Annotated in this window: 25 protein-coding genes; 15 read left to right on the forward strand and 10 right to left on the reverse strand. The window is 71.0% G+C overall.

Annotation, left to right across the window (positions count from 1 at the left end; genetic code table 11):
- Window positions 1-72: 72 nt before the first annotated feature.
- From CRP56_RS24545 to CRP56_RS24555, 3 genes are all read right to left on the reverse strand, one after another.
- Window positions 73-1,419 carry a DUF2637 domain-containing protein gene (locus tag CRP56_RS24545; protein ID WP_257040970.1) on the reverse strand — a complete coding sequence of 449 codons (1,347 nt, stop codon included), beginning with the start codon at window positions 1,417-1,419 and terminating at the stop codon, window positions 73-75.
- A 130-nt stretch (window positions 1,420-1,549) separates the two neighbouring features.
- Window positions 1,550-2,416, reverse strand: a complete 867-nt coding sequence (locus CRP56_RS24550) for a DUF3558 domain-containing protein (protein ID WP_257040971.1) — start codon at window positions 2,414-2,416, stop codon at window positions 1,550-1,552.
- Between the two features lie 124 nt (window positions 2,417-2,540).
- Entirely contained in the window at window positions 2,541-3,368 is an 828-nt protein-coding gene (locus tag CRP56_RS24555; RefSeq protein ID WP_097267389.1) for a hypothetical protein, read from the reverse strand.
- A 207-nt stretch (window positions 3,369-3,575) separates the two neighbouring features.
- Here CRP56_RS24555 and CRP56_RS24560 point away from each other — a divergent pair, with 207 nt between their 5' ends.
- Window positions 3,576-4,769, forward strand: coding sequence for an RtcB family protein (locus CRP56_RS24560; RefSeq protein WP_097267391.1), 1,194 nt, complete (start codon window positions 3,576-3,578; stop codon window positions 4,767-4,769).
- A 38-nt stretch (window positions 4,770-4,807) separates the two neighbouring features.
- Here the strand turns inward: CRP56_RS24560 and CRP56_RS24565 are convergent, their stop codons facing one another.
- The 3 genes from CRP56_RS24565 to CRP56_RS24570 are packed head-to-tail and all read right to left on the reverse strand — an operon-like array spanning window position 4,808 to window position 6,983.
- On the reverse strand, window positions 4,808-6,064 hold the full coding sequence (locus CRP56_RS24565; protein ID WP_097267393.1) for a GNAT family N-acetyltransferase: 1,257 nt from the start codon (window positions 6,062-6,064) through the stop codon (window positions 4,808-4,810).
- An 11-nt stretch (window positions 6,065-6,075) separates the two neighbouring features.
- Window positions 6,076-6,219 carry a hypothetical protein gene (locus CRP56_RS47705; RefSeq protein ID WP_179851111.1) on the reverse strand — a complete coding sequence of 48 codons (144 nt, stop codon included), beginning with the start codon at window positions 6,217-6,219 and terminating at the stop codon, window positions 6,076-6,078.
- Entirely contained in the window at window positions 6,219-6,983 is a 765-nt protein-coding gene (locus CRP56_RS24570) for an SDR family NAD(P)-dependent oxidoreductase (protein WP_097267395.1), read from the reverse strand. The genes CRP56_RS47705 and CRP56_RS24570 overlap by 1 nt, the downstream gene beginning before the upstream one ends.
- Window positions 6,984-7,162: 179 nt before the next feature.
- On the opposite strand from CRP56_RS24570, the gene CRP56_RS24575 reads away from it, so the two are divergent.
- Window positions 7,163-7,597, forward strand: a complete 435-nt coding sequence (locus CRP56_RS24575; RefSeq protein ID WP_097267397.1) for an ester cyclase — start codon at window positions 7,163-7,165, stop codon at window positions 7,595-7,597.
- Window positions 7,598-7,610: 13 nt separating this feature from the next.
- Here CRP56_RS24575 and CRP56_RS24580 read toward each other — a convergent pair whose 3' ends face one another.
- Entirely contained in the window at window positions 7,611-7,946 is a 336-nt protein-coding gene (locus CRP56_RS24580; protein WP_097267399.1) for a YnfA family protein, read from the reverse strand.
- A gap of 110 nt (window positions 7,947-8,056) precedes the next feature.
- On the opposite strand from CRP56_RS24580, the gene CRP56_RS24585 reads away from it, so the two are divergent.
- Together CRP56_RS24585 and CRP56_RS24590 are read left to right on the forward strand one after the other, a co-directional pair.
- Complete coding sequence (locus CRP56_RS24585; protein WP_097267401.1) at window positions 8,057-8,545, forward strand: hypothetical protein; 489 nt, start codon at window positions 8,057-8,059, stop codon at window positions 8,543-8,545.
- A gap of 80 nt (window positions 8,546-8,625) precedes the next feature.
- Window positions 8,626-9,099 (forward strand): MarR family winged helix-turn-helix transcriptional regulator, encoded by a 474-nt coding sequence (locus CRP56_RS24590; RefSeq protein WP_097267403.1) that lies wholly within the window; start codon window positions 8,626-8,628, stop codon window positions 9,097-9,099.
- Window positions 9,100-9,106: 7 nt separating this feature from the next.
- On the opposite strand, the gene CRP56_RS24595 is transcribed toward CRP56_RS24590, so the two are convergent.
- Window positions 9,107-9,517: a winged helix-turn-helix transcriptional regulator gene (locus CRP56_RS24595; RefSeq protein ID WP_097267405.1), complete on the reverse strand. Its 411-nt coding sequence runs from the start codon at window positions 9,515-9,517 to the stop codon at window positions 9,107-9,109.
- 151 nt (window positions 9,518-9,668) lie between these two features.
- Here CRP56_RS24595 and CRP56_RS24600 point away from each other — a divergent pair, with 151 nt between their 5' ends.
- Window positions 9,669-10,562 carry an NADP-dependent oxidoreductase gene (locus CRP56_RS24600; protein ID WP_097267407.1) on the forward strand — a complete coding sequence of 298 codons (894 nt, stop codon included), beginning with the start codon at window positions 9,669-9,671 and terminating at the stop codon, window positions 10,560-10,562.
- Window positions 10,563-10,641: 79 nt separating this feature from the next.
- Here the strand turns inward: CRP56_RS24600 and CRP56_RS24605 are convergent, their stop codons facing one another.
- Entirely contained in the window at window positions 10,642-12,048 is a 1,407-nt protein-coding gene (locus CRP56_RS24605) for an MFS transporter (protein WP_257040975.1), read from the reverse strand.
- A 145-nt stretch (window positions 12,049-12,193) separates the two neighbouring features.
- On the opposite strand from CRP56_RS24605, the gene CRP56_RS24610 reads away from it, so the two are divergent.
- The 4 genes from CRP56_RS24610 (at window position 12,194) to CRP56_RS24625 (ending at window position 16,224) form a co-directional block, all read left to right on the forward strand.
- Complete coding sequence (locus CRP56_RS24610) at window positions 12,194-13,285, forward strand: LLM class flavin-dependent oxidoreductase (RefSeq protein ID WP_097267411.1); 1,092 nt, start codon at window positions 12,194-12,196, stop codon at window positions 13,283-13,285.
- The gene (locus CRP56_RS24615) at window positions 13,282-13,917 is read left to right on the forward strand and encodes a CE1759 family FMN reductase (RefSeq protein ID WP_097267413.1); all 636 of its coding nucleotides are present in this window, start codon (window positions 13,282-13,284) and stop codon (window positions 13,915-13,917) included. The genes CRP56_RS24610 and CRP56_RS24615 overlap by 4 nt, the downstream gene beginning before the upstream one ends.
- Window positions 13,918-14,046: 129 nt before the next feature.
- Window positions 14,047-14,808 (forward strand): response regulator transcription factor, encoded by a 762-nt coding sequence (locus CRP56_RS24620; RefSeq protein WP_097274417.1) that lies wholly within the window; start codon window positions 14,047-14,049, stop codon window positions 14,806-14,808.
- Window positions 14,809-16,224 carry a HAMP domain-containing sensor histidine kinase gene (locus CRP56_RS24625; RefSeq protein WP_097267415.1) on the forward strand — a complete coding sequence of 472 codons (1,416 nt, stop codon included), beginning with the start codon at window positions 14,809-14,811 and terminating at the stop codon, window positions 16,222-16,224.
- Window positions 16,225-16,432: 208 nt separating this feature from the next.
- Here the strand turns inward: CRP56_RS24625 and CRP56_RS24635 are convergent, their stop codons facing one another.
- Entirely contained in the window at window positions 16,433-17,326 is an 894-nt protein-coding gene (locus CRP56_RS24635) for a LysR family transcriptional regulator (protein ID WP_097267418.1), read from the reverse strand.
- Window positions 17,327-17,411: 85 nt separating this feature from the next.
- Between CRP56_RS24635 and CRP56_RS24640 the strand changes: the two genes are divergently transcribed.
- From CRP56_RS24640 to CRP56_RS24665, 6 genes are all read left to right on the forward strand, one after another.
- Window positions 17,412-18,332: an EamA family transporter gene (locus CRP56_RS24640; protein ID WP_097267419.1), complete on the forward strand. Its 921-nt coding sequence runs from the start codon at window positions 17,412-17,414 to the stop codon at window positions 18,330-18,332.
- Window positions 18,333-18,343: 11 nt separating this feature from the next.
- Window positions 18,344-19,021, forward strand: coding sequence for an NAD(P)-dependent oxidoreductase (locus CRP56_RS24645; protein ID WP_097274419.1), 678 nt, complete (start codon window positions 18,344-18,346; stop codon window positions 19,019-19,021).
- A 44-nt stretch (window positions 19,022-19,065) separates the two neighbouring features.
- Window positions 19,066-19,719, forward strand: a complete 654-nt coding sequence (locus tag CRP56_RS24650) for a hypothetical protein (RefSeq protein ID WP_097267422.1) — start codon at window positions 19,066-19,068, stop codon at window positions 19,717-19,719.
- Between the two features lie 74 nt (window positions 19,720-19,793).
- Window positions 19,794-20,288 carry a MarR family winged helix-turn-helix transcriptional regulator gene (locus tag CRP56_RS24655; protein ID WP_097267424.1) on the forward strand — a complete coding sequence of 165 codons (495 nt, stop codon included), beginning with the start codon at window positions 19,794-19,796 and terminating at the stop codon, window positions 20,286-20,288.
- 217 nt (window positions 20,289-20,505) lie between these two features.
- Entirely contained in the window at window positions 20,506-21,123 is a 618-nt protein-coding gene (locus CRP56_RS24660; protein WP_097267425.1) for a DsbA family protein, read from the forward strand.
- A 50-nt stretch (window positions 21,124-21,173) separates the two neighbouring features.
- Complete coding sequence (locus tag CRP56_RS24665) at window positions 21,174-21,980, forward strand: MBL fold metallo-hydrolase (RefSeq protein ID WP_097267427.1); 807 nt, start codon at window positions 21,174-21,176, stop codon at window positions 21,978-21,980.
- Window positions 21,981-21,990: the final 10 nt, after the last annotated feature.

Consider the following 21,990-nt stretch of genomic DNA (forward strand, 5'->3'; position numbering starts at 1 on the left):
TCAGCGGTAAGCCGTAAGCGGTAACGAGAAGGGGCCCTGGTGAGGGCCCCTTCTTCGTTTCTTCGTCGGTCGCTACGCGATGTGGTCTTCCTGGAGCTCCGCCGTGTGGCGGTTGGTGAAGCGGTTGACCATCCGCTCCGCCTCACGCTGCGGGAGCGTGGTGCCGTACGTGGCCTCCACGTCGCCCCTGAACTGGCCCGAGGTCGGATAGCTGCCGTCTATCGACTTCTTGAAGACCAGGTAGTAGTCGTCCTCGGTCAGCTCCGTGCCGCCGCCCGCGCCCATCTCCCGGGTACGGCCCGGACCGGACGGGATCTGGAAGGTACCCGTGTCCTCCGGAGACGGTTCGGGGGCCTGTTCCTCGAACTGCTGCTGCTCTCCGGCCTGCTGCTCCTCGAACCGCTGCCGAAGCCTGAACCGCTGCTGCTCCTCGAACTCCTCGGCCTGCTGCTGCTCCTCGTACCACTGCCGGTACGCGGCGTCCGGGTCGTACGTCGGGTCGTAGCCGCCCTGGTACTCGACGGCATGGGGATCCCGCGCCTGGAGCCACGGGCTCTGCTGCTCGGCGTACTCCTCAGGCTGCCCTTGTTGCCCTTGCTGCCCTTGCTGCCCTTGCTGTTCGGCGGGGTGCTCGGGGGCTTCGGGGGCGGGAAGCTGTTCCCTGACGTCCGCGGCACCGCTCTCCACCGCGGGCATCGCCGGCGGCGTGGGGGCGCGCTCCATCTCCACCTGCGGGGCCGGAGGCAGGAGTACCGGTTCGATGCCCGCCGCCGCCAGGCCCGCCGGGGCCGTTTCCGCCAGGGGGACGCCGTAGCGGGCCAGGCGCAGGGGCATCAGGGACTCCACCGGGGCCTTGCGGCGCCAGGCGCGGCCGAAGCGGGAGTGCAGGCGGGCCTGGTAGACCAGGCGGTCCTGTTCGAGCTTGATGACCTGCTCGTAGGAGCGGAGCTCCCACAGCTTCATGCGGCGCCAGAGGAGGAAGGTCGGGATCGGGGAGAGCAGCCAGCGCGTCAGGCGGACGCCCTCCATGTGCTTGTCCGCCGTGATGTCCGCGATCCGGCCGATCGCGTGCCGGGCGGCCTCGACCGCGACCACGAACAGGACCGGGATCACCGCGTGCATGCCCACGCCCAGCGGGTCCGGCCAGGCCGCTGCGCCGTTGAAGGCGATCGTGGCCGCCGTCAGCAGCCACGCCGTCTGGCGCAGCAGCGGGAAGGGGATGCGGATCCAGGTCAGGAGCAGATCCAGGGCCAGCAGCACACAGATGCCCGCGTCGATACCGACCGGGAAGACGTAACTGAAGTTCCCGAAGCCCTTTTTGATGGCGAGTTCGCGGACTGCGGCGTACGAACCCGCGAAGCCGATGCCGGCGATGATCACTGCGCCGAACACGACCACGCCGATCAGAACGCGGTGCATCCGAGTCAGCTGCATAGGCGCGGCCACCCGTACTCCCCTCCCCTTGCGTGTTGTTGCGCGCAACAGAGTGGCACATGTGTGCGGCGCACGGGTGGCCGGTAGGGCTCGTCAGCCCCGTATCAGGGCTTTGTCAGCTCTTCGTCGCGGTCGACTTGGACGGAGATGCGGAGGGAGAGGCCGACTTGGACGCCGACTTCGACGCGGACGGGGAGGGGCTGGACGCGCCCGTGTCGCCGCCGCCGGTGTTCGCCTTCGTCACCGACGCCACCGCCTCCTTCGCCGCCGACTTCACCAGCTTGGCGAGGGTGTCGGCGCTCGGCGTCTTCTCGCCGGCCAGGCCCGCGCCGTTGTAGTCGAGGGTGACGACGACGTTCTCGACGCGGGTGACCAGCGTCTGCTGCTTGAAGGAGCCTTCCTTCTTCTTCAGGTCGTAACGGACCAGCGTCGCCTGGTCGCCCGTGCCCGTCACCGGCTCCGTCTTCACGTTCTTCGCGCCGTCCGCCGACTGGGCGTCCTGGACCTGCTTGTCGTAGTACTCCTGCGCCAGCTTGTCGCCCTCGCCGCGCGTGACGTCGGAGTCGAAGCGGAGCAGGGAGACGTTCAGCCAGCGGAACTGGGAGCCCTTGACGCCGTTGTTGTCGAGGCTCGACCAGGAGCAGCTGCCACGCGTCGCCACATCGTCCGACTTGCCCTGCTTGCCGGACTTCGACGCCTTCGGGACCAGATCGCCGAGCGTGCCCTTCGACAGGGTGTCGCACGCGTCCGGCAGCGACTTGTACGCCGCCGCCTGCACGGTCGGCGACGGGCTGACGGGCGCGGAGCTCTCGGTCGTCTGGCCGGCGCCGGCGGCGTTGTCGTCCGACGACGAGCCGGAGCCGGAGTCCGAGGAACAGGCCGTGGCCACCAGCATCAGGGGGACGGCGGCTGCGCCGAGAAGCACCCGGTAGGCGCGCTTCGTTCGCGGGTCACGCTGGTCGCTCTGTGCTGCTCGCTGCATGGTTCCTTCACTCATGACGCTGCTCGTGCTCCTGCGGTCGGAACGGGTCCGAGGGGCCACGGTACGCGGTGGGACAGCTGTGCGGTTCTGCTTCACGGCCATTGCGGAACGTCACCGACAGGCATCAGCCCGCCAGCGCCTCCGCCAGCTCGGCGGCCAGATTCCTTGCCCTGTCCTGCATTTCCTTGCTGTCCGGGGCGGTGCCGATGGTCGTCGGCTGCTCCTCGTACTCGACCGTCACGATCACGTTGGACGTGCGGAACGCCACAGTCACCGTGCGCTGCCGGGCCGCCGAACCCGAACTGCTCACCACGTCGTTCAGGAACGCCTCGTCGCCCAGATCGTCGAGAACGCGGGGCTGGAGATCGGCGGACGTGGACCCGTCGGAGGGCGAGGCGGAAGAGGAAGAGGAAGAGGAGGGGGCGCCGGAGGCGGAGGCCGACGCGGCGTCGCTCGGGGTCGTCGAGGAACTCACGTCCGACGTCGCCGACTCGGACGGCTCCGGCAGATGCGCGTCCGTCTGCCGCTCCGCGAACAGGGCCTGCGCCTGGTTGTCGTCGCTGACGGAGTTGTCGTACGACACGACCCGCTCCAGGTCGACGAGGAGATGGTCGGTGGCGTCGGCCGACTCCACCTTCCACTGGCAGCCGACCTTGCGGTCGATGTCGAAGGTGGTCGTCGGGGTGCCCTCGTACGCCTTCTCCCGCTGGTCCTCGTCCGTGAGCTGCTGGATGCCGGGCAGGAGCGTGTCGAGGGTGTCCTGGCTGACCGCGCCGCAGGGTTCGGGGAGCGTGCGGTAGCGGCCGGGCTCGGCGACGGGGGAGGCGGTGCCGGCGTTGCCCGGGTTGGAGTTGTCCTCCGTGCCGCCGGTGTCCGAGCCGCTGGTGCAGCCGGCGGCGAGCAGCGCCACGAGGAGGGCCGCGACGCCGGGTACGTACGCCTTCCGCTGCACGGTCGGCTCCTCTCGATGCTGCTGGGCAACTGCTGCGCAGTTACTGGATCGCTGCTGGTTATTCGCTTGCCGGGCAGGGGTGCCCCCTGCGCACCATGTGTATCGCACGCACAGCCGTGGACGCCGGTCCGTTGTCCCTTTCGTTGACCCTGGCGCAGGTTTTGCGATTTAAGCCTTTGTTTGTGATTCCGGGGGAATGAGGACGATATGTCGTACGTGGAAATGCCGGGTGCGAAGGTTCCCATCCGTATGTGGACCGATCCCGCGTCGGTGGAGGAGGTCGCGCTCCAGCAGCTGCGGAACGTCGCGACGCTGCCGTGGATCAAGGGCCTGGCGGTCATGCCGGACGTCCACTACGGGAAGGGTGCGACGGTCGGGTCGGTCATCGCGATGCAGGGTGCGGTGTGCCCGGCCGCGGTCGGTGTCGACATCGGCTGCGGGATGTCGGCGGTGAAGACGTCGCTGACGGCCAATGACCTGCCGGGGGATCTGTCGCGGCTGCGGTCGAAGATCGAGCAGGCCATTCCGGTGGGGCGGGGGATGCATGACGATCCCGTCGATCCGGGGCGGTTCCACGCGCTGCCGACCGCGGGGTGGGACGACTTCTGGGGGCGGTTCGACGGGGTTGCCGAGGCGGTGAAGTTCCGGCAGGAGCGCGCCGGAAAGCAGATGGGGACGCTCGGAAGCGGAAACCACTTTGTCGAGGTCTGCACAGATACGACCGGTGCTGTCTGGCTGATGCTCCACTCCGGTTCCCGGAACATCGGCAAGGAACTGGCCGAGCACCACATCGGCATCGCCCAGAAGCTCCCGCACAACCAGGGCCTGGTCGACCGCGACCTCGCCGTCTTCGTCGCGGACACCCCGCAGATGGCGGCGTACCGCAACGACCTGTTCTGGGCGCAGGAGTACGCCAAGTACAACCGCACGATCATGATGGCGCTCCTCAAGGACGTGATCCGCAAGGAGTTCAAGAAGGCGAAGCCGACCTTCGAGCCGGAGATCAGCGCGCACCACAACTACGTGGCCGAGGAGCGCTACGACGGGATGGACCTGCTCGTGACCCGCAAGGGCGCGATCCGGGCCGGTTCCGGCGAGTTCGGGATCATCCCGGGTTCGATGGGCACGGGGTCGTACATCGTGAAGGGCCTCGGAAACCCGCTGTCCTTCAACTCGGCGTCCCACGGCGCCGGTCGGCGCATGAGCCGTAACGCGGCCAAGCGACGCTTCTCGACGAAGGACCTGGAGGAGCAGACGCGGGGCGTGGAGTGCCGTAAGGACTCCGGCGTCGTGGACGAGATCCCGGGGGCGTACAAGCCGATCGAGCAGGTCATCGATCAGCAGCGGGACCTCGTGGAGGTCGTCGCGAAGCTCAAGCAGGTCGTGTGCGTGAAGGGCTGACGTAGGAAGGCCCCGGCTTCGGCCGGGGCCTTCCTCGTTCACCGCACGTGCTTCTCCAGCAGCGTCACCGCGTACGGGCTGCCCAACCCGCCGTCCTTTGCGGGCTGTTCGCCTACGACCGTGTAGCCCGCCGACTCGTAGTACGTGCGCAGGCGGGGGTTGGTGGCGAGGCAGTCCAGGCGCGCGTGGGGGAGGCCGGCCGCGGTGATGCGGGATTCCGCGTGGGCCAGGAGGGCTCGGCCGGTTCCGGGTGGGGCCAGGTGCGGGGTCGTCATCAGGCGGTGGATGTAGCCGGCGTCGGCGGGGCGCGGGCCCCAGGCCGCCTCGTCCGTCCACCAGAGTTCGTAGGCGCCGCTCAGGTGGTGGCCGGCGTACGCCAGCCAGACCTCGCCCTCCGTCATGCGGCGGACGAAGTGCGCCTCGTCCTTTTCCGACGGCTTCCACTGGTCGATCCCGCGGGCCAGCATCCACAGGGCCACCGAGTCGCGGAGGCGGACCAGCGACTTGGCGTCCGTCGGGGTCGCCTTGCGGTACGTCAGGGGCCCCGAGGCGGTGGGCAATGGCTCCAGGAGGTTCGCGCGCAGTCTCGCCGACAGGGCGTCCGCGTCCAGGCCGAGGACCTGGGTGACATAGCCCTCCAGGGAGCCGTAGCGGGACCTGAGTGCTTGGAGGAACAGGCGCATCACCGACGCCGGGGCCCTGCCGAAGCCGAGCCAGGTCGGGGCCTTGCCGTCGTTGCGCGCCTTCCAGTCGGCCAGGAGGGCGGGGGCGGCCAGTTCCGTGAGGCTGTAGTCCTCGATGACCGTGGCGTCTTCGACACCGAGGAGGCCGAGCACGAAGGCCGCGATCTCGCCCGTGCGGTCCTTGCCGGAGGCGCAGTGGAAGGCCACGGGGGCGTCCGCCTCCGCGATCAGCTCCAGCGCTCTGCGGATCTCCTTCGCGCCGTCCTCCGCGACCTCCAGGTAACGCTCGGCCAGGTAGGGGCCGGGGTCGACTTCGGGGCCCAACGACGGCTGGTCGTACGGGCGGTGCTCGATGCTGAGGTTGATCCAGTCGAAGGAGGCGGCGGCCGGGACGCGGCCCCGTGCCTCGATCTCCCAGTCGTGGCGCAGGTCGATCACCGTGCCGATGCCGAGGGCGAGGAAGCGGTCCCAGTCGGCGGTGCCGGTCGTCAACTTGCCCAGGGAGTCCGCGCGGTAGAGGCGGCCCGGGCGGACGCGGTGGCCGTCGGCCGTCGTATAGCCGCCCAGGTCACGGAAGTTGTGCAGGCCGTCGAAAGAGATGTGTCTGTCCACGGCTCGGAACCCTACTTCGCGTGCATGACCGCGTAGATCATCACGAACGCGACGATATGGATGCCGAAGAGGAAGTAACCGAGGTAGTACCAGACGATCCGCTCGCGCTTCTTCTCCAGCGCCAGGCGGCGCTGCTCCGCTTCGGCATCCTCCATCACAGCTCCCTGTGCACCTTCGTGTTCGACGCCTGGGCGCGCGGGCGCAGGACCAGGAGGTCGACGTTGACGTGGGCGGGGCGGGTGACCGCCCAGGTGATCGTCTCCGCCACGTCCTCGGCCGTCAGGGGCTCGGCGACGCCCTGGTAGACCTTGGCGGCCTTCTCCTCGTCGCCGCCGAAGCGGGTGAGCGCGAACTCGTCCGTCTTCACCATGCCGGGCGCGATCTCGATCACCCGGACCGGCCGGCCGACGATCTCCAGGCGGAGCGTCTCGGCGAGGACATGGGCGCCGTGCTTGGCGGCCACGTAACCGCCGCCGCCCTCGTACGTGCCGTGGCCCGCGGTGGAGGAGACGACGACCACCGTGCCGTCGCCGCTCGCGACCAGCTTGGGGAGCAGGGCCTGGGTGAGGTTGAGGGTGCCGATGACGTTCGTCTCGTACATCGTGCGCCAGTCGGCCGGGTCGCCGGTCGCGACCGGGTCGGCGCCGAGCGCGCCGCCCGCGTTGTTGACCAGGACGCCGATCGTCTTGAAGGCGGTGGCGAACTCGTCGACCGCGGCCCGGTCGGTGACGTCCAGCTGGTACGCCGTGGCCTGGTGGCCCGCCGCGTTGATCTCCTCCGCGAGGGCCTCGATACGGTCCTTGCGGCGGGCGGTGAGGACGACGCGGTAGCCGGCGGCGGCCAGCCCGCGGGCCGTGGCGGCGCCGATGCCGCTGCTCGCACCGGTGACGACGGCGATGCGGGACGCTGCGCTGGGCATGGGCGGGGGCTCCTCGGGTCGGCGATCAGGGGGGCTTGAGGCTGGCCTTCGACGGCCTCGGGTGGTCTTCGGTGGCCTTTCCCAGGATAGGCGGGGTGCCGGGATCTCCTCCGGGCGGTCCGTATCGCGGGCCGGTGGGAGAATGAGGGAGGTGATCCCCTGGAAGACGGAGGTGGATCATGGGAGAAGCGCGTGAGGTCATGGACCGGTTCACGGACGCGGTGACCGGGCACGCGGACCTGAAGGCCGTTGCCGAGCTGTACGCGGAGGACGCCGTCGCCTACACCCCCGACGAGGGGGAGATCCACGGGCGCGACAACATCGTGGAGTACTGGCGGCAGATGACGGAGTCCGTCCCCGACGGCAGGTTCGAGACGCTGCACTCGTACGAGATCGGCGACACCGCCATCGACGAGGGCGTCTACCACGGGCACAACACCGGCCCGCTGAATCTGCCGGACGGCAGCACCCTGCCCGCCACGGGCAAGGAGATCGGCGTCCGCGGGGTGGATCTCGCCACGGTGAAGGACGGCCGGATCACGGAGTACCGGCTCTACTTCGACGAGATGGAGTTCCTGGGGCAGCTGGGCCTGCTGCCCGAAGACACGCCCTGACGACCCGGAAGGCTCACTCTCCTCGCGGCGCGTACATGATGACCGCCATGCCCGCGAGGCAGATCAGTGCGCCCGTGACGTCCCAGCGGTCGGGACGGTAGCCGTCCGCGGCCATGCCCCACAGGATCGAACCGGCGACGAAGACACCGCCGTACGCGGCGAGGATCCGGCCGAAGTGGGCGTCCGGCTGGAGCGTGGCGACGAACCCGTACGCGCCGAGGGCGAGGACGCCGCCGCCGATCCAGGCCCAGCCGCGGTGTTCCCGCACGCCCTGCCAGACCAGCCAGGCGCCGCCGATCTCGAAGAGGGCGGCGACGACGAAGAGGGCGGCGGAGCGGAGCACGTTCATGGTCGGCAGGGTCGCACAGCGGCTTCACCTGATGGACGGCGCCTGTCCGCCGCTCCGCGTGGGATACATCCGTACGACCACGGTGGAGTCTCCTCTGAGGAGTGGGCGGTATGCGAGTTCTTGCGGTGTGCGTCGGGGCCGTGCTGGCGGTCGGCGGGGTGGCTCCGGGCGCTGTGGCGGCCGACGGGCCCGACGACGGGTGGTTCGCCTACGTCCCCGAGGCCGATCTCGCCTATCACGGTGCCGCGAGCATGGCGGCCGGCCGGGTCGACGTACGGTTCACGCCGCGCAACCACGGGCCTTCGGCGGTCCCGGACGCGACGGTACGGCTGCGCTGGTCGGAGCCGCTGGTCAACCGGCAGACGCTGCCGGACGGGTGTGCGCGGTCGGGTGCGCGGGTGGTGCTGTGCCGGGTGGGGGCGCTGGACGCGGACGGGCTGGGGGAGCAGATCGAGCTGCGGGTGCGGTTGCGGGGGGAGCCGTCGGAGGTGCTGCTGGAGATGGACACGGTGTGGAGCGGTGGCGTGGTGGACCGGAACCGTGCCAATGACCGGCAGCGGGTGCTGGTGCTGGACACCGGGGACTCGTACTACTTCTGACGCCGGGCGCGGTAAGCCCGAGGCCGGTTCTGTGCGTCGTACGATTGCTGCACGGCGCAGGCGATGGAGGTGGGGGCGGTATGAGCGGAGCGGCTCGGGAGCGGGTGCTCGAGGAGTTGTCGGCCGTCTCCCGTCGGTACATGGCCTCGTACGCCCTGTTCAACCAGGCCCTCGCCGACCATCTCGGCCTGCACCCCACCGACTTGCAGTGTCTGAACCTGCTGACCCTTGAGGGCGGCCCGGTGACGACGGGGCGGATCGCCGAGCTGACGGGGCTGACCACGGGGTCCGCGACGCGGCTCGTGGACCGGCTGGAGCGGGCCGGGTACGTGGTGCGGGAGCGGGACGTGGTCGACCGGCGGCGGGTGCTGGTGACCACCGTGCCGGAGAAGATCGTCGAGTTCGGGCGGGTGTGGGACCGGCTGGGGGGCGGTTGGGCCGCCCTCTTCGACGATCTCGACGCCGGGGAACTCGCGCTGATCGTCGACCACATGAAGCGGACGACGGAGTTCAGCGCGGCGCAGGTGGCCCGGCTGCGGGCCGGGGACGTCTAGAGCTGCGCTAGGAGGCTTCCGCGAGCTCGGTGTCGTAGCGCTCGCGGGCCTCGTGGACCTCTTCGATATGGGTCTCCGCCCAGTTCTTCACCGCGGTCAGGAGCAGCGCCAGGCTGTGGCCGAGCGGGGTGAGTTCGTAGTCGACGCGGACCGGGACGGACGGGGTGACCGTGCGGACCAGGATGCCGTCGCGTTCCAGTGAACGCAGGGTCTGCGTGAGCATCTTGGGGCTCACGCCGGCGAGCTTCCGGCCGAGGTCGCTGTAGCGCATGGTGCCGCCGGCGAGGGCGGAGACGACCAGGCTGACCCACTTGTCGCTGAGGCGGTCCAGGAGCTGGTTGGTCGGGCAGCCCTTGATGAACGCGTCGTACTCGATGCGGGCCTGCTCGCGTCGCTGGGCCGCCGTCATGGTCGCCATGGCTCACCTCTGGGGGACATACGCACTCTCAGGTAACTACTTACCGATAGATAGTAGCTCTTCCTAGGGTTGTCGGCAGATGGAACGCGGTCGCCGGGGGTTCTCGGCGGCCGGGACGTCAACAGCCGGTTTTCTCAAGGGAGTTGTAGTCATGCGTGCTGCGGTCGTGAACGCTTTCGGTGGGCCCGAGGTCGTCGAGGTCCTGGAGGCGGAGGTGCCCGAGCCGGGCGCCCGCGAGGTGCGGATCAAGGTGGCGGCGGCCACGGTGAACCCCGTCGACGCCGGGGTGCGGCAGGGCGTCTTCGGCGGTGCGGGGAAGCGGATCGGGCTGGGCTGGGATGTCGCCGGGACCGTGGACGCGGTGGGGGTGGCCAGTGCGTGGAGCGTGGGGGACGAGGTGGTCGCGCTCGACTACGGGATGGTGAAGCCGCTCGGGACGCACGCGGAGTACGTCGTCGTGCCCACGGACGCCGTGGCGCTCGCGCCTCGGACGGTGGGGGCGGTGGAGGCGGCGACCTTGCCGTTGAACGGGCTGACGGCTGCGCAGGCGCTGGATCTGCTGTCGCTTTCGGCCGGGTCTTCGCTGCTGGTGACCGGGGCCGCGGGGGCTGTCGGGGGGTTCGCTGTGCAGCTTGCCGCGGCGCGGGGGGTTGTGGTGACCGGGCTGGCCCGGGCGGGGGACGAGGAGCTGGTGCGGTCGCTGGGGGCGGGCGACTTCGTCACGGAGGGGCGGGCCGGGGCGTTCGACGCGGTGCTGGATGCGGCCGTTCTTGGGGCCGGTGCGCTGGAGTGGGTGCGGGAGGGAGGGGCGTATGTGGGGGTGATTCCGCAGGCTGCTCCTGAGGGGGTTCGGGGGGTTCGGGCTATGGCGGTTGAGGTGCAGGCCGATGGGGGGCGGCTTGCGGAGTTGGCTGGGCTGGTGGATTCCGGGGTGTTGGGGCTGCGGGTTGCTGAGACGTTCTCGCTGGAGGATGCCGCGAAGGCTCATGCGGTGCTGGCGGGGGGTGGGGTTCGGGGGCGGGTTGTGTTGGTGCCGGGTGCCTAGGAGCTCGGTGCCGGGTGTTGTTTGGCGGGTGCGGGTGGAGTGTGGCTTGTCGCGCAGTTCCCCGCGCCCCTTGGCGGCGTCAGTGGTGGCCTTCCTTTTGAGGCTTGCGCGGCAGTAGCGCCGTCAAGGGCAGGCATGCTGCCAACCCCGCCGCCACCACCAGCAAGCTCACCGTGCCGTTGCTGTGGAAGTACACCGTCGTCACTGTTGCCGCGCCCGTCGCGTTGGCGAGTTGCTGGACCGCGTTCAGGGAGCCGCTTGCGCTTCCCGCCTCGGACGGGGCGATATCGCCGATCGTGAGGTCGTAGATCGTGCCGAAGCAGGTGCCCATTCCGATGCCGAGGATCACGAGGGGTGGGGTCAGGGACCAACTGGTGGTGTGGGTGCCCGAGTTGTGGATGACGAGGATCAGCCAGGCGCAGCCTGCCAGGAGGATCAGCAGACCGGTTACGGCGAGGCGGCGGCCGTACGTGTGGAGCAGGCCGTGGCAGGCGATCGAGGCGATCACTATGCCGAGGGTCAGCGGGATCAGGCCCAGCGCGGTGTCGGCGGGGGTGCGGCCGAGGTCCTGCTGGAGGAAGAGGGAGATGACGTAGAGGAGGCCGGACGTCGCGGCGAAGGCGGCGACGCCGAGGGTGAGGCCCGCCGCGAAGCCGCGGTTGCGCAGGAGTGACGGCTCGATGAGCGGATGGGCCGCGGTGCGCTGGCGGTGGCCGAAGGCGGCGAACGCGGCAAGGCCGAGGAGCAGGAGGGTCAGGGGGCGGGCGGTCCAGGCGTTGCCGGAGCCGTCGATCAGGCCGCCCAGGACGCCGAGCATCGCGCCGGCGAGGAGGGCGGAGCCGGGGCCGTCGACGGAGACGGAGCGGTCGCCGGTGTCCCGGGGGAGCAGGCGGGCGGCGGCGAGCAGGGCGGCGCCGCCCAGGAGCAGGTTGATCAGGAACATGGGGCGCCAGCCGAGGCCCGCGATGTCGGCGTCGATGAGGAAGCCGGCCAGCACCGGGCCGCCGACGGCGGACAGACCCATCGCGGGGCCGAACAGGGCGAAGGCCTTGCCGATCTGGTCGCGGGGCCAGGTGGCGCCGAGGATGCCGAAGCCCTGCGGGATGACGAGGGCTCCGAAGGCGCCCTGGAGCAGGCGGGCGGCCACCAGGGTGGCCGGGGTGGGGGCGAGGCCGCAGGCCAGAGAGGCGGCGACGAAACCGGCGAGGCCGATCAGGAACAGCTTGCGGCGGCCGTACTTGTCGCCGAGGCGTCCGCCGGGGACGAGCAGCACGCCCAGGGCGAGTGCGTAGGCCGCGCCCAGCCACTGGACCAGGGCCGCGCCGCCGCCGAGGTCGGCGGTGATGGTCGGGGCGGCGATGTTGGTGATCGTCGCGTCGAGGAGGTCGAGGACGTCGGCCGCGAGGATCACGGCCAGGATCGCCCAGCGGGTGCGGGCGGGGATGTCGTCCCGCTTGGTGTTTGCGTTGTGCAGTGTCTGCGTCACGCAGATAAATATGAAGGGTGGGTTGGTCGGTGTCAACCGGGATCTGCCGGCGGGGAGCATGGCTGGGGAATCTGAGGAATAGCCCAGGTGCGGTGGTCGTTCAGGGGTATAGTTGAACGGTCAACAACTTGGAGGATGATCGGCCATGCAGTTCGGGATCTTCAGCGTCGGTGACGTCACTCCGGACCCCACCACGGGTCGGACGCCGACCGAGCGCGAGCGCATCAAGGCCATGGTCGCCATCGCGCTGAAGGCCGAGGAGGTCGGGCTCGACGTCTTCGCGACCGGCGAGCACCACAACCCGCCGTTCGTGCCGTCCTCGCCGACCACCATGCTCGGCTACATCGCCGCCCAGACCGAGCGGCTCGTGCTGTCCACCTCCACGACCCTCATCACCACCAACGACCCGGTGAAGATCGCCGAGGACTTCGCGATGCTCCAGCACCTGGCCGACGGGCGCGTCGACCTGATGATGGGGCGCGGGAACACCGGGCCGGTCTACCCCTGGTTCGGGCAGGACATCCGGCAGGGCATCAACCTCGCCATCGAGAACTACGCCCTGCTGCGCCGGCTGTGGCGCGAGGACGTCGTCGACTGGGAGGGGAAGTTCCGTTCGCCGCTCCAGGGGTTCACCTCCACCCCGCGGCCGCTGGACGACGTACCGCCGTTCGTCTGGCACGGCTCCATCCGCTCGCCCGAGATCGCCGAGCAGGCCGCCTTCTACGGCGACGGCTTCTTCCACAACAACATCTTCTGGCCGGCCGACCACACCAAGCGGATGATCGAGCTGTACCGGACGCGCTACGCGCACTACGGGCACGGCACCCCCGAGCAGGCCATCGTCGGCCTCGGCGGTCAGGTGTTCATGCGGAAGAACTCGCAGGACGCGGTGCGGGAGTTCCGGCCGTACTTCGACAACGCCCCGGTGTACGGGCACGGGCCGTCCCTGGAGGACTTCACCGACCAGACGCCGCTGACCGTGGGCTCGCCGCAGGAGGTCATCGAGAAGACGCTGACCTTCCGCGAGTACGCCGGTGACTACCAGCGCCAGCTGTTCCTGCTGGACCACGCCGGGCTGCCGCTGAAGACCGTCCTCGAACAGCTCGACATCCTCGGCGAGGAAGTCGTTCCGGTGCTGCGCGAGGAGTTCGCGAAGGGCCGCCCCGATGATGTGCCGGAGGCGCCCACCCATGCGTCGCTGCTGGCCGCTGCGAAGAAGGAGACTGTGTCGTCATGAAGCTTGTCGTCGTCTCGGCGGGGCTGAGCGTGCCCTCCTCCACGCGGTTGCTCGCCGACCGGCTGGCCGCCGCCGTGGGGCGGGCGGCGCCGGTGGACGTGCAGGTCGTCGAGTTGCGTGAGCTCGCCGTCGAGATCGCGCACTTCTTCACCAACGGGTTCCCCGGCAAGGCACTGGCCGCCGCGCAGGAGGCGGTGGCCGGGGCCGACGGGCTGATCGCCGTCACGCCGGTGTTCTCCGCCTCGTACAGCGGGCTGTTCAAGTCGTTCTTCGACGTCCTCGACAAGGACGCGCTGGTCGGGAAGCCGGTGCTCGTCGCCGCGACCGGGGGCAGCGCGCGGCACTCGCTCGTGCTGGAGCACGCGCTGCGGCCGCTGTTCGCCTATCTGCGGGCCGTGGTCGTGCCGACCGCCGTCTACGCCGCCTCCGAGGACTGGGGTGCGGAGGGGCTGGAAGGGCGGATCGAGCGGGCCGCGGGGGAGCTGGTCGGGCTGATGGTGGGGTTGTCCGGGAGGTCTGGGGTGAGCGCGGCCGACGCGGTGGATCTGCCGGCCGCGCGGGGCGGGGGCGACCGTGGATTCGAGGTCGTTCCCTTCGCCGAGCAGCTGGCCGCGCTGGCGCCCAAGCGGTGAGAGGACGGTAGGGGTACGGGGCGCGGTTGTCTCTGTGACGGTGAGAGGCGGGTAAAAAGGCTGATCGTCGGGTCGCTCACCCGGCTGAACCGGCGGATGCCTTGGCACTATGGAGGCGTGCCTCAGACCGTGCTGCTCGCTGAAGACGACCGCGCCATCCGTCATGCGCTGGAGCGCGCCCTGACCCTGGAGGGCTACCGGGTCACCGCGGTCGCCGACGGGGTCGAGGCACTCGCGCAGGCCCATCGCACCCCTCCTGACGTGCTCGTCCTCGACGTGATGATGCCCGGCATCGACGGGCTCCAGGTGTGCCGGGTGCTACGGGCCGAGGGCGACCGGACGCCGATCCTGATGCTGACGGCGCTCGTGGAGACCCAGGACCGGATCGCCGGGCTGGACGCGGGCGCCGACGACTACGTACTGAAGCCGTTCGACGTCGAAGAGGTCTTCGCCCGGTTGCGGGCGCTGCTGCGGCGGACCGGAGGCGGAAGCGGAAGTGCCGGTGGGGGTGGCGGCACGGGTGCCGGTCCGGGTGCGGGCGGCGGTGGGGTTTCCGGGAGCGGTGACCTCGCGCAGAAGGTCGTGGCCGAGCGGTATCTGGAAGCCGCCGGGCTGCGCATGGATCCGCAGGCGCGGCGGGCCTGGCGGAACGGGCGGGAGCTGGAGCTGACCCGTACCGAGTTCGAGCTGCTGGAGCTGCTCGTCCGCAACGCCGGGATCGTGCTCGACCACTCGACCATCTACGACCGGATCTGGGGCTACGACTTCGGGCCCGGCTCGAAGAACCTCGCCGTCTACGTCGGCTATCTGCGGCGCAAACTGGATGAGCCGGGGGCGCCGCAGCTGATCCACACCGTGCGCGGCGTGGGGTACGTGCTGCGGGAGGACTGAGTGGGACGCCTCGCGCGGCTGCTGCGTCGGCGGCGGCCCGGGCTGGTGTCCCTCGCGACCACGTTCGCCGTGTCCTTCGCGGCGGTCACCGCCGCCGTCACCGTCGTCGTCGGCATCCTCTCCTACAGCGCGGCCGCCCGGCTGGTGCGGGTCGACCAGCAGTCCGTGTTCGACGAGGTCGTGCAGGATCTGCGGGACGAGGTGCGCCAGCACCGGATGTCGCCGGAGGACTTCTCCTCGTCGGCGCCGGGGCACGATCTGGTGCGGCCGGCCCGTACGGACGTGCAGGTGCTGGGGGCGGACGGGTCCGTGGTCGATCCCGGCAGTCCCGGGCTGCCCGTCAGGCCTGCGGACCGGGCCGTCGCGCGCGCCTCGGCGGCCGGGGAGCTGACCGAGCACAAGGACGTCGACGTCGGCAGCGACGTGTATCGCGTGGCGACCGTGGCGCTCGGCGGTGGGCGGGGGGCCGTGCAGGTCGCCCAGGAGTTCAGTGACACCGAGGATCTGTTGCAGGCGCTTCAGCAGCGGACGCTGATCCTCATGGCGGCCGTCGTCGTCGGGGCCGGGTTGTTCGGGTGGTGGCTGGCTCGGCGGATCACTCGGCGGCTTGTCGTCCTCACCGCTGCCGCGGAGGACGTCGCCCGTACGCGACGGCTCGGTGTCCAGGTGCCCGTCACCGGCTATGACGAGGTGGGGCGGCTCGGGCGGGCCTTCGACCGGATGCTCGGGCGGCTCGCGCAGTCCGAGGAGGACCAGCGGCGGCTGGTGCAGGACGCGGGGCATGAGCTGCGTACGCCGTTGACCTCGTTGCGGACCAATATCTCGCTGCTGCGGCGGATCGACGAGTTCCCTCCGGAGACCCGGGAGGAGCTGGTCGCCGACCTCGGTCAGGAGGCGCGGGAACTGACCGACCTGGTGAACGAGCTGGTCGAGCTGGCCGCGGGGCAGTCCGACACCGAGCCGCCGCAGCGGGTGGATCTCGCCGACATCGCGGAGGACGTGGCGGGGGTGGCCCGGCGGCGTACCGGGCGGGAGATCCTCGTGCGGGCGAGCGGCGCCACGTCCACCGATGGGCGGCCGGGGATGTTGACCCGGGCCGTGTCCAACCTCGTGGAGAACGCGGTGAAGTTCGACCGGGAGGGGCGGGGGCCGGTCGAGATTCGGGTGGCCGGGCCTGCGCGGGCGGGCGTCGTGCGGGTGGAGGTGCTGGATCGGGGGCCCGGGATCGGGGACGCGGATCTTGTGCGGGTGTTCGACCGGTTCTATCGGGCTGCGGATGCTCGGTCGTTGCCGGGGTCGGGGCTGGGGCTGTCGATCGTGCGGGAGGTTGCGCTCGCGCATGGGGGTGCGCCGTTCGCCGTGCGGCGGGACGGGGGCGGGATGGTCATGGGGTTCACCGTGGGGGGCGGGGTCTGAGCCGGATGCGGCCTTGTGGGGGTTCGCCTCCGCGGGGGCGGTTCGGTGGGGGTCGGGGCCGCGCCGGGGGGTGTCCGTCCTCGGAGCGGCGCGGAATCGGGCGTTCAGATAAGGCGCCCGTGTTGACGCGCCAACCGCTGCGGGCGGACACCCCCCGACACGTGCCCTTCCCGCCGTCGCCGGGTTCCGCGCCGCGGGGGTGCGCCCTTCAGGGGCGACTGTCCGGTACGCCCAGGACCTTGAGCATCGCCCTCGTCGCCGGGCTGGGGTTGAAGCGGCTCCAGATGAGGTATTCGATGCGGCTCGGGCCGTCCGAGACCGGGATCAGGGCCAGAGTGGGGTCCGCCTGTGCGAGTGGGGTGATGAAGGCCGACGGGAGGAGTGCCACGCCCAGGCCGCGGGCGACCAGGCGGGTGATCAGCTCGACCACTCCGGCCTCGTAGGCGACGTCACGGACCAGGCCCGCGGCGGCGAACGCCTGGTCGGACTGGGCGCGGGCGGGGGTGCCGGAGACGAAGTCCACGAATGTCTCGTCGGTGATCTCGCGCAGGGTGACCTGGGGTGTGTGGGCCAGGGGGTGATCCGCCGGGACGAGGAGGGCGTGTCTGTCGTGGTCCAGGGCCAGGGCCTCTACGTCGGTCGGGCGCTGGCTCTCCGGCAGGCCCAGGAACGCGATGTCCAGCTTGCCGTCCCGGACGGCCGCCGCCAGGTCGTCGCTGCGGCCCGAGCGCAGGTCGACCCGGACCTGCGGGTGCCGCGCCCGGTAACGCTGGAGCAGTTCCGGTACGTCCACCGCGGCCGTCGTCACGATCACGCCCACGGCGAGCCGGCCCCGTACCACCCCCGTCGCGGCCGCGGCGTCGGCCGCCGCGCGGTCGGCCGCGGCCAGGCAGTCGCGTGCCGCGGCGACGAACGCCTCGCCCGCGCTGGTCAGTTCGACGCGGCGGCTGGTGCGGGCGAAGAGACGTACCCCCAACTCCCTTTCCAGCCCCGCTATTCGGTGGCTCAGGGAGGACTGGACGACCTCGCAGCGCTCGGCGGCGCGGGTGAAGTTGCGGGTTTCGGCGACGGCTACGACGTAGCGCATCTGCTGGAGGTCCATGGTCGGCAGTATGTATGGGGGGTGTGCATCGCTGCCATCTCGATGATGCTTTGGATTCATTAGTTGTTGCTCCGACACTCGGGCCATGACTGCCTTGCTCGAACGGCCCCCGGATACCTCGCAGACGCGGCAGGCCGCCACCGTCGCGCTCACCGCGCTCGCCCCGGCGGCCTGGGGCACCACGTACGCCGTGACCACCGAACTGCTGCCGCCCGGGCATCCGTTGTTCTCCGGGCTGATGCGTGCCCTGCCCGCCGGGCTGGTCGGGCTCGCCCTGACCCGGGTGCTGCCGCGCGGGGCGTGGTGGTGGAAGGCCGCGGTGCTCGGCGTGCTCAACATCGGTGCCCTGTATCCCCTGTTGTTCCTCGCCGCCCAACGGCTCCCCGGCGGAGCCGCCGCCACCCTCGGTGCCACCCAGCCCCTGCTCGTCGCCGGGATCGCCGCCGCCGTGCTGCACGACCGGCCGACCTTGTGGCGCTGGGCCTGGGGGGTGGCCGGGGTCATCGGGGTCGGGCTCGTCGTGCTCGGGCCGGGAGCGCGGCTGGATGGGGTGGGGGTGGTGGCGGGGCTTGCCGGTACGGCGTCCATGGCCGCCGGGGTGGTGCTGCTGAAGCGCTGGGGGCGGCCGGCGGGGGTCGGGCCGCTGGCGTTGGCGAGTTGGCAACTCGTGGTCGGGGGGCTGGTGTTGGTGCCCCTTGTTCTGGTGGGTGAGGGGGTGCCGGAGCGGATCGACTCGGGGGCCGTCGCCGGTTATCTGTGGCTCGGCAGCATGGGCGGGCTCATCGCCCACATGCTGTGGTCCCGCGGGATCGGCAGGCTGCCGGTGGGCGCGTCGGCCCCGCTGGTGCTGCTGTCCCCGCTGGTCGCCGCCGTCGTGGGCGTCGTACTGGGCGAGTCACTGAGCCTGCCGCAGACCCTCGGGTTCGTGCTGGCGCTGGCCGCGATGCTCGCGGCGCAACTGGATGCCCCGGGGTGGGGCAAGTGGACGGGGAGAGAGAGCCGTTGATGAGGACGGGCATGAATCTCGTGGTGCTCGGTGCCACCGGGATGGTCGGGCGTCGGGTGGTCGCGGAGGCGGCCGGGGTGCGGGGGCATCGGGTGCTCGCCCTGTCGCGGAAGGGGGAGGTGGTGGGGGACGGTGTCACCGGGGTCGCGGTCGATGCCGGTGACTCGGGGACCCTTGCCGAGGTGCTTGCGGGCGCCGGTGCGGATGCGTTCGTTCTTGCCGTGCGGAGTCATCCGGTCGACGAGGACTTTCTCGTGGGGGTGACCCGGACCGTGCTGGACGCTGCCGCGCGGCTCGGTGTCCGGGTGCTTGTGGTTGGTGGTGCCGGGGCCCTGCGCAGCCCGGGGGAGGGGGAGTTGCTGGTCGCTCGTGATCCGGTGTATGTGCCGGATGCGCTGCGGGCCGTCGCCGAGGCAGGGGTTGCTCAACTCCGGTCGTGTGAGGGGCACTTCGGGGCCGACTGGGTTTATCTGAGTCCGCCCGGGCTGTTGGAGCCGGGTGAGCGGACCGGGCGTTATCGGCGTGGCACCGACACGCTGCTCGCGGATGCGGCGGGGCGGTCGTGGATCAGTGCCGAGGATCTGGCCGTCGCCGTGCTCGACGAACTGGAGGGCGGTGGCGGCGTGCGGCACTTCACCGTGGTGGCGGACGGTGAGGATGAGTACCCGTACCCAGGGTCGAGCGGGTGATCGCGCTCATCCGGCGGGGGCCGGGGGCGGCCTAGCGTCCTCTCATGTCCTCGAACGCCTCCCCTTCCCGTCCCTCCGCCGCCGGTGCGCTCGGCTGCGGGTGTGTCGCGCTGGTCGCCCTGCTCGGTGTGGTTGTTCTGCTGTTCGTCGGGCTCGCCTGGGGGTCGGCGGGGTCGCCGGACTATCCCCGCGTCGCGCCCGAGGAGATGGCGGACCGCGCCTTCCAGCGGTCCCAGGAGGCGTACGACGTCCTGGGGTTCACGCGGACCGTGCCGCCGGGCGTCGAGAAGGTCGGCGTCAGCACGGAGAACACCTTCGACTCCGGCTTCTGCTATGACGGCGGACTGCTGGGCATGGACGACCGGACCGTCGACGGCGCCTATGCGATGAGCCACGAATGGGCCCTGGACCAGGTGCCGGCGAGCCAGGCCGTGCCCGGGCTGCGGCGGCTGCGCGAGCGGTTGCAGGACGACGGGTGGGAGGTCACGTCGTACCGGGAGGGCAAGGACGGGCAGGACTGGAGCCTGTTCGTGCGGCGGGACGACGGTGACGAGCGGATGTCGTTCACCTGGTTCCCGGACCGCGAGTACTTCATGGGCGGCGCCGGCGTTCCGTGCGCCTACGACCCCAACTGGGAGGAGGGGGACGTCGGGCCCGCGGGGGACTCCCTGCGGCCGTCGGTGTTCGGTCCCGCGTAGACGCATGGGCGGGTTGGTCGGCGTACACGGCATGATCGGGGGACTGTACGGCGGACGGAAAGGGCGGCGGGGACGTGGACGAGCGGGCGGAGATCGCTTCGGCCAAGGAGGCCGCGGACAATCCGCTGGTCCTGGCCTTCGGGCGGCTCCAGGGGGCGGCCAACCGGCTGGAGTACATCCTGGGCCGGGCCCTGGAGGAGGAGTGCGGGATCAGCCACCTGATGTTCGAGGTGCTGCTCATCCTCGGGCGGGCCGAGGGGGCCGGGCTGTCCATGCGGGCGATCGCCCAGGAGCAGGTGCTGACGACCGGCGGCGCCACCCGGCTGGTCGACCGGATGGAGGCGGCCGGGCTGGTCGAGCGCGCCGAGGACCCCGGTGACCGGCGTGGGCGGCTGGTCCGGCTGACCGAGCTGGGGGAGCAGACGGCGGTACGGGCCTCGCGGGTGCACGTGGAGAACATCCGGCGCTACTTCCTGGCGCCGCTGCCGCCCGAGGACCACGACCGGTTCGCCGAGGACCTGCGCATCCTGAGCCACTCGGCGCGGGACGTGCTGCCGCGACTGCCCTGACGCGGGGGCTGCGGGGGCGGGGCGGCTGGAGGTTGGGGGCGTGCGGGGCGGCTTCGGGCTGTGGGTGGCGCTGGTTCACTGTCTTGTCGGGCTCGGGTGTGGCGCCCGTCACATGGGCGGTCGCCGGCTCGGGGAAATATCTGACGGATCAGTTACTGTTCTGTCAGGTGAATCGCTCGCGTCCCGCGGGCGCCCACACCCCTTGCCGAGGTCCTCGATGAAGCTCGTCTATGTCTTCGACGCCTATTGCGGCTGGTCGCACGGTTTCTCCGGCACCCTGCGCGAGGTCGTCTCCCGCCACCCCGAGCTGCCCGTCGAGGTCGTCTCGGGCGGCCTGTTCACCGGGCCGCGCCGGGTGCCGATCCGCGAGTTCGGCTACGTCCAGGGCGCCAACGCCCAGATCGCCGAGCTGACCGGCGCCGAGTTCGGGCCCGGGTACGACCGGCTGATCGCCGACGGTTCCTTCGTGATGGACTCCGAGGCCGCCGCCCGCGGTGTCGCCGCCCTGCGCCAGGCCGCCCCCGACCGGGCCGCCGAGCTCGCCGCCGCCCTCCAGCGGGCCTTCTACGTCGACGGCCTGAGCCTCTCCGACCCCGCCACCTACCGGACCGTCGCCGAGGCCGCCGGTCTGGACGCCGATGCCGTCGTCGCCGCCTTCGAGGCGCCCGCGGGCCAGGACGCCGCCGTGGCCGACTTCCGCCGGTCGGCCGGACTGGGCGTCACGGGCTTCCCCACCCTCCTCGGCATCGACGGCGACCTCGTCACCGTCCTCGCGCACGGCCACTCCACCGCCGACGACGTCGACCGTCGGCTCGCGTCCGCCCGCACCCGCTGACCTCCCCCGTCCCCGCCCCCGTCTCCACGCCTTCCCGCAAGGAGTTTTCGATGAGCACTCTCTCGTTCAAGGTCCTGGACCTCGACTTCCCGGCCGGCAGCAAGAACAAGACCGCCACCCTCGTCACCGGTGAGACGGAGGCCCTGCTGGTCGACGCCGGTTTCACGCGTGCGGACGGTCATCGTCTGGTCGCGGAGATCCTGGACTCCGGCAAGACGCTCACCACGGTGTTCGTCTCCCACGGTGACCCCGACTTCTACTTCGGTGCCGAGGTCGTCGCCGACGCCTTCCCGGAGGCGAAGTTCGTCGCCACCGAGATCGTGATCGAGCACATCGCCCACTCCTACGAGGGCAAGCTGAAGGCGTGGGCCGCGCTCGGCCCCAACCTGCCCACCCGGCTGGTCGACCTCGAGCCGCTCACCGGTGACCTGACCCTGGAGGGCCACCGCTTCGAGCTCAAGGGCGGGGTGCCTGAGCTGTCGGACCGGCACTACCTGTGGCAGGCCGAGCACCGTGCCCTGCTCGGTGGTGTCCTGCTCTTCCAGCAGGAGCACGTGTGGGTCGCCGACACCGCCACGCCCGCCTCGCGTGCCGCCTGGATCGGGGTGCTCGACGAGATGGCGGCGCTGGAGCCCGGGCTGGTCGTTCCCGGTCACCGGCTGCCCGGTACCGCCGCGGACGCCACCGCCATCACCGCCACCCGGGAGTACCTGGTCGCCTTCGAGGAGGAGCTGGACCGGGCCGCCGATGGTGCGGGGCTGACCGAGGCGCTCGTCAAGCGTTTCCCGGACCACGGGATGCTGATCGCGGCGCAGATCGGCGCGAAGGTCGCCAAGGGCGAGATGAAGTGGGGCTGACCATGACTGA

The organism is Streptomyces sp. TLI_55, assembly GCF_900206255.1.
Classification (GTDB): Bacteria; Actinomycetota; Actinomycetes; order Streptomycetales; family Streptomycetaceae; genus Streptomyces; species Streptomyces aquilus.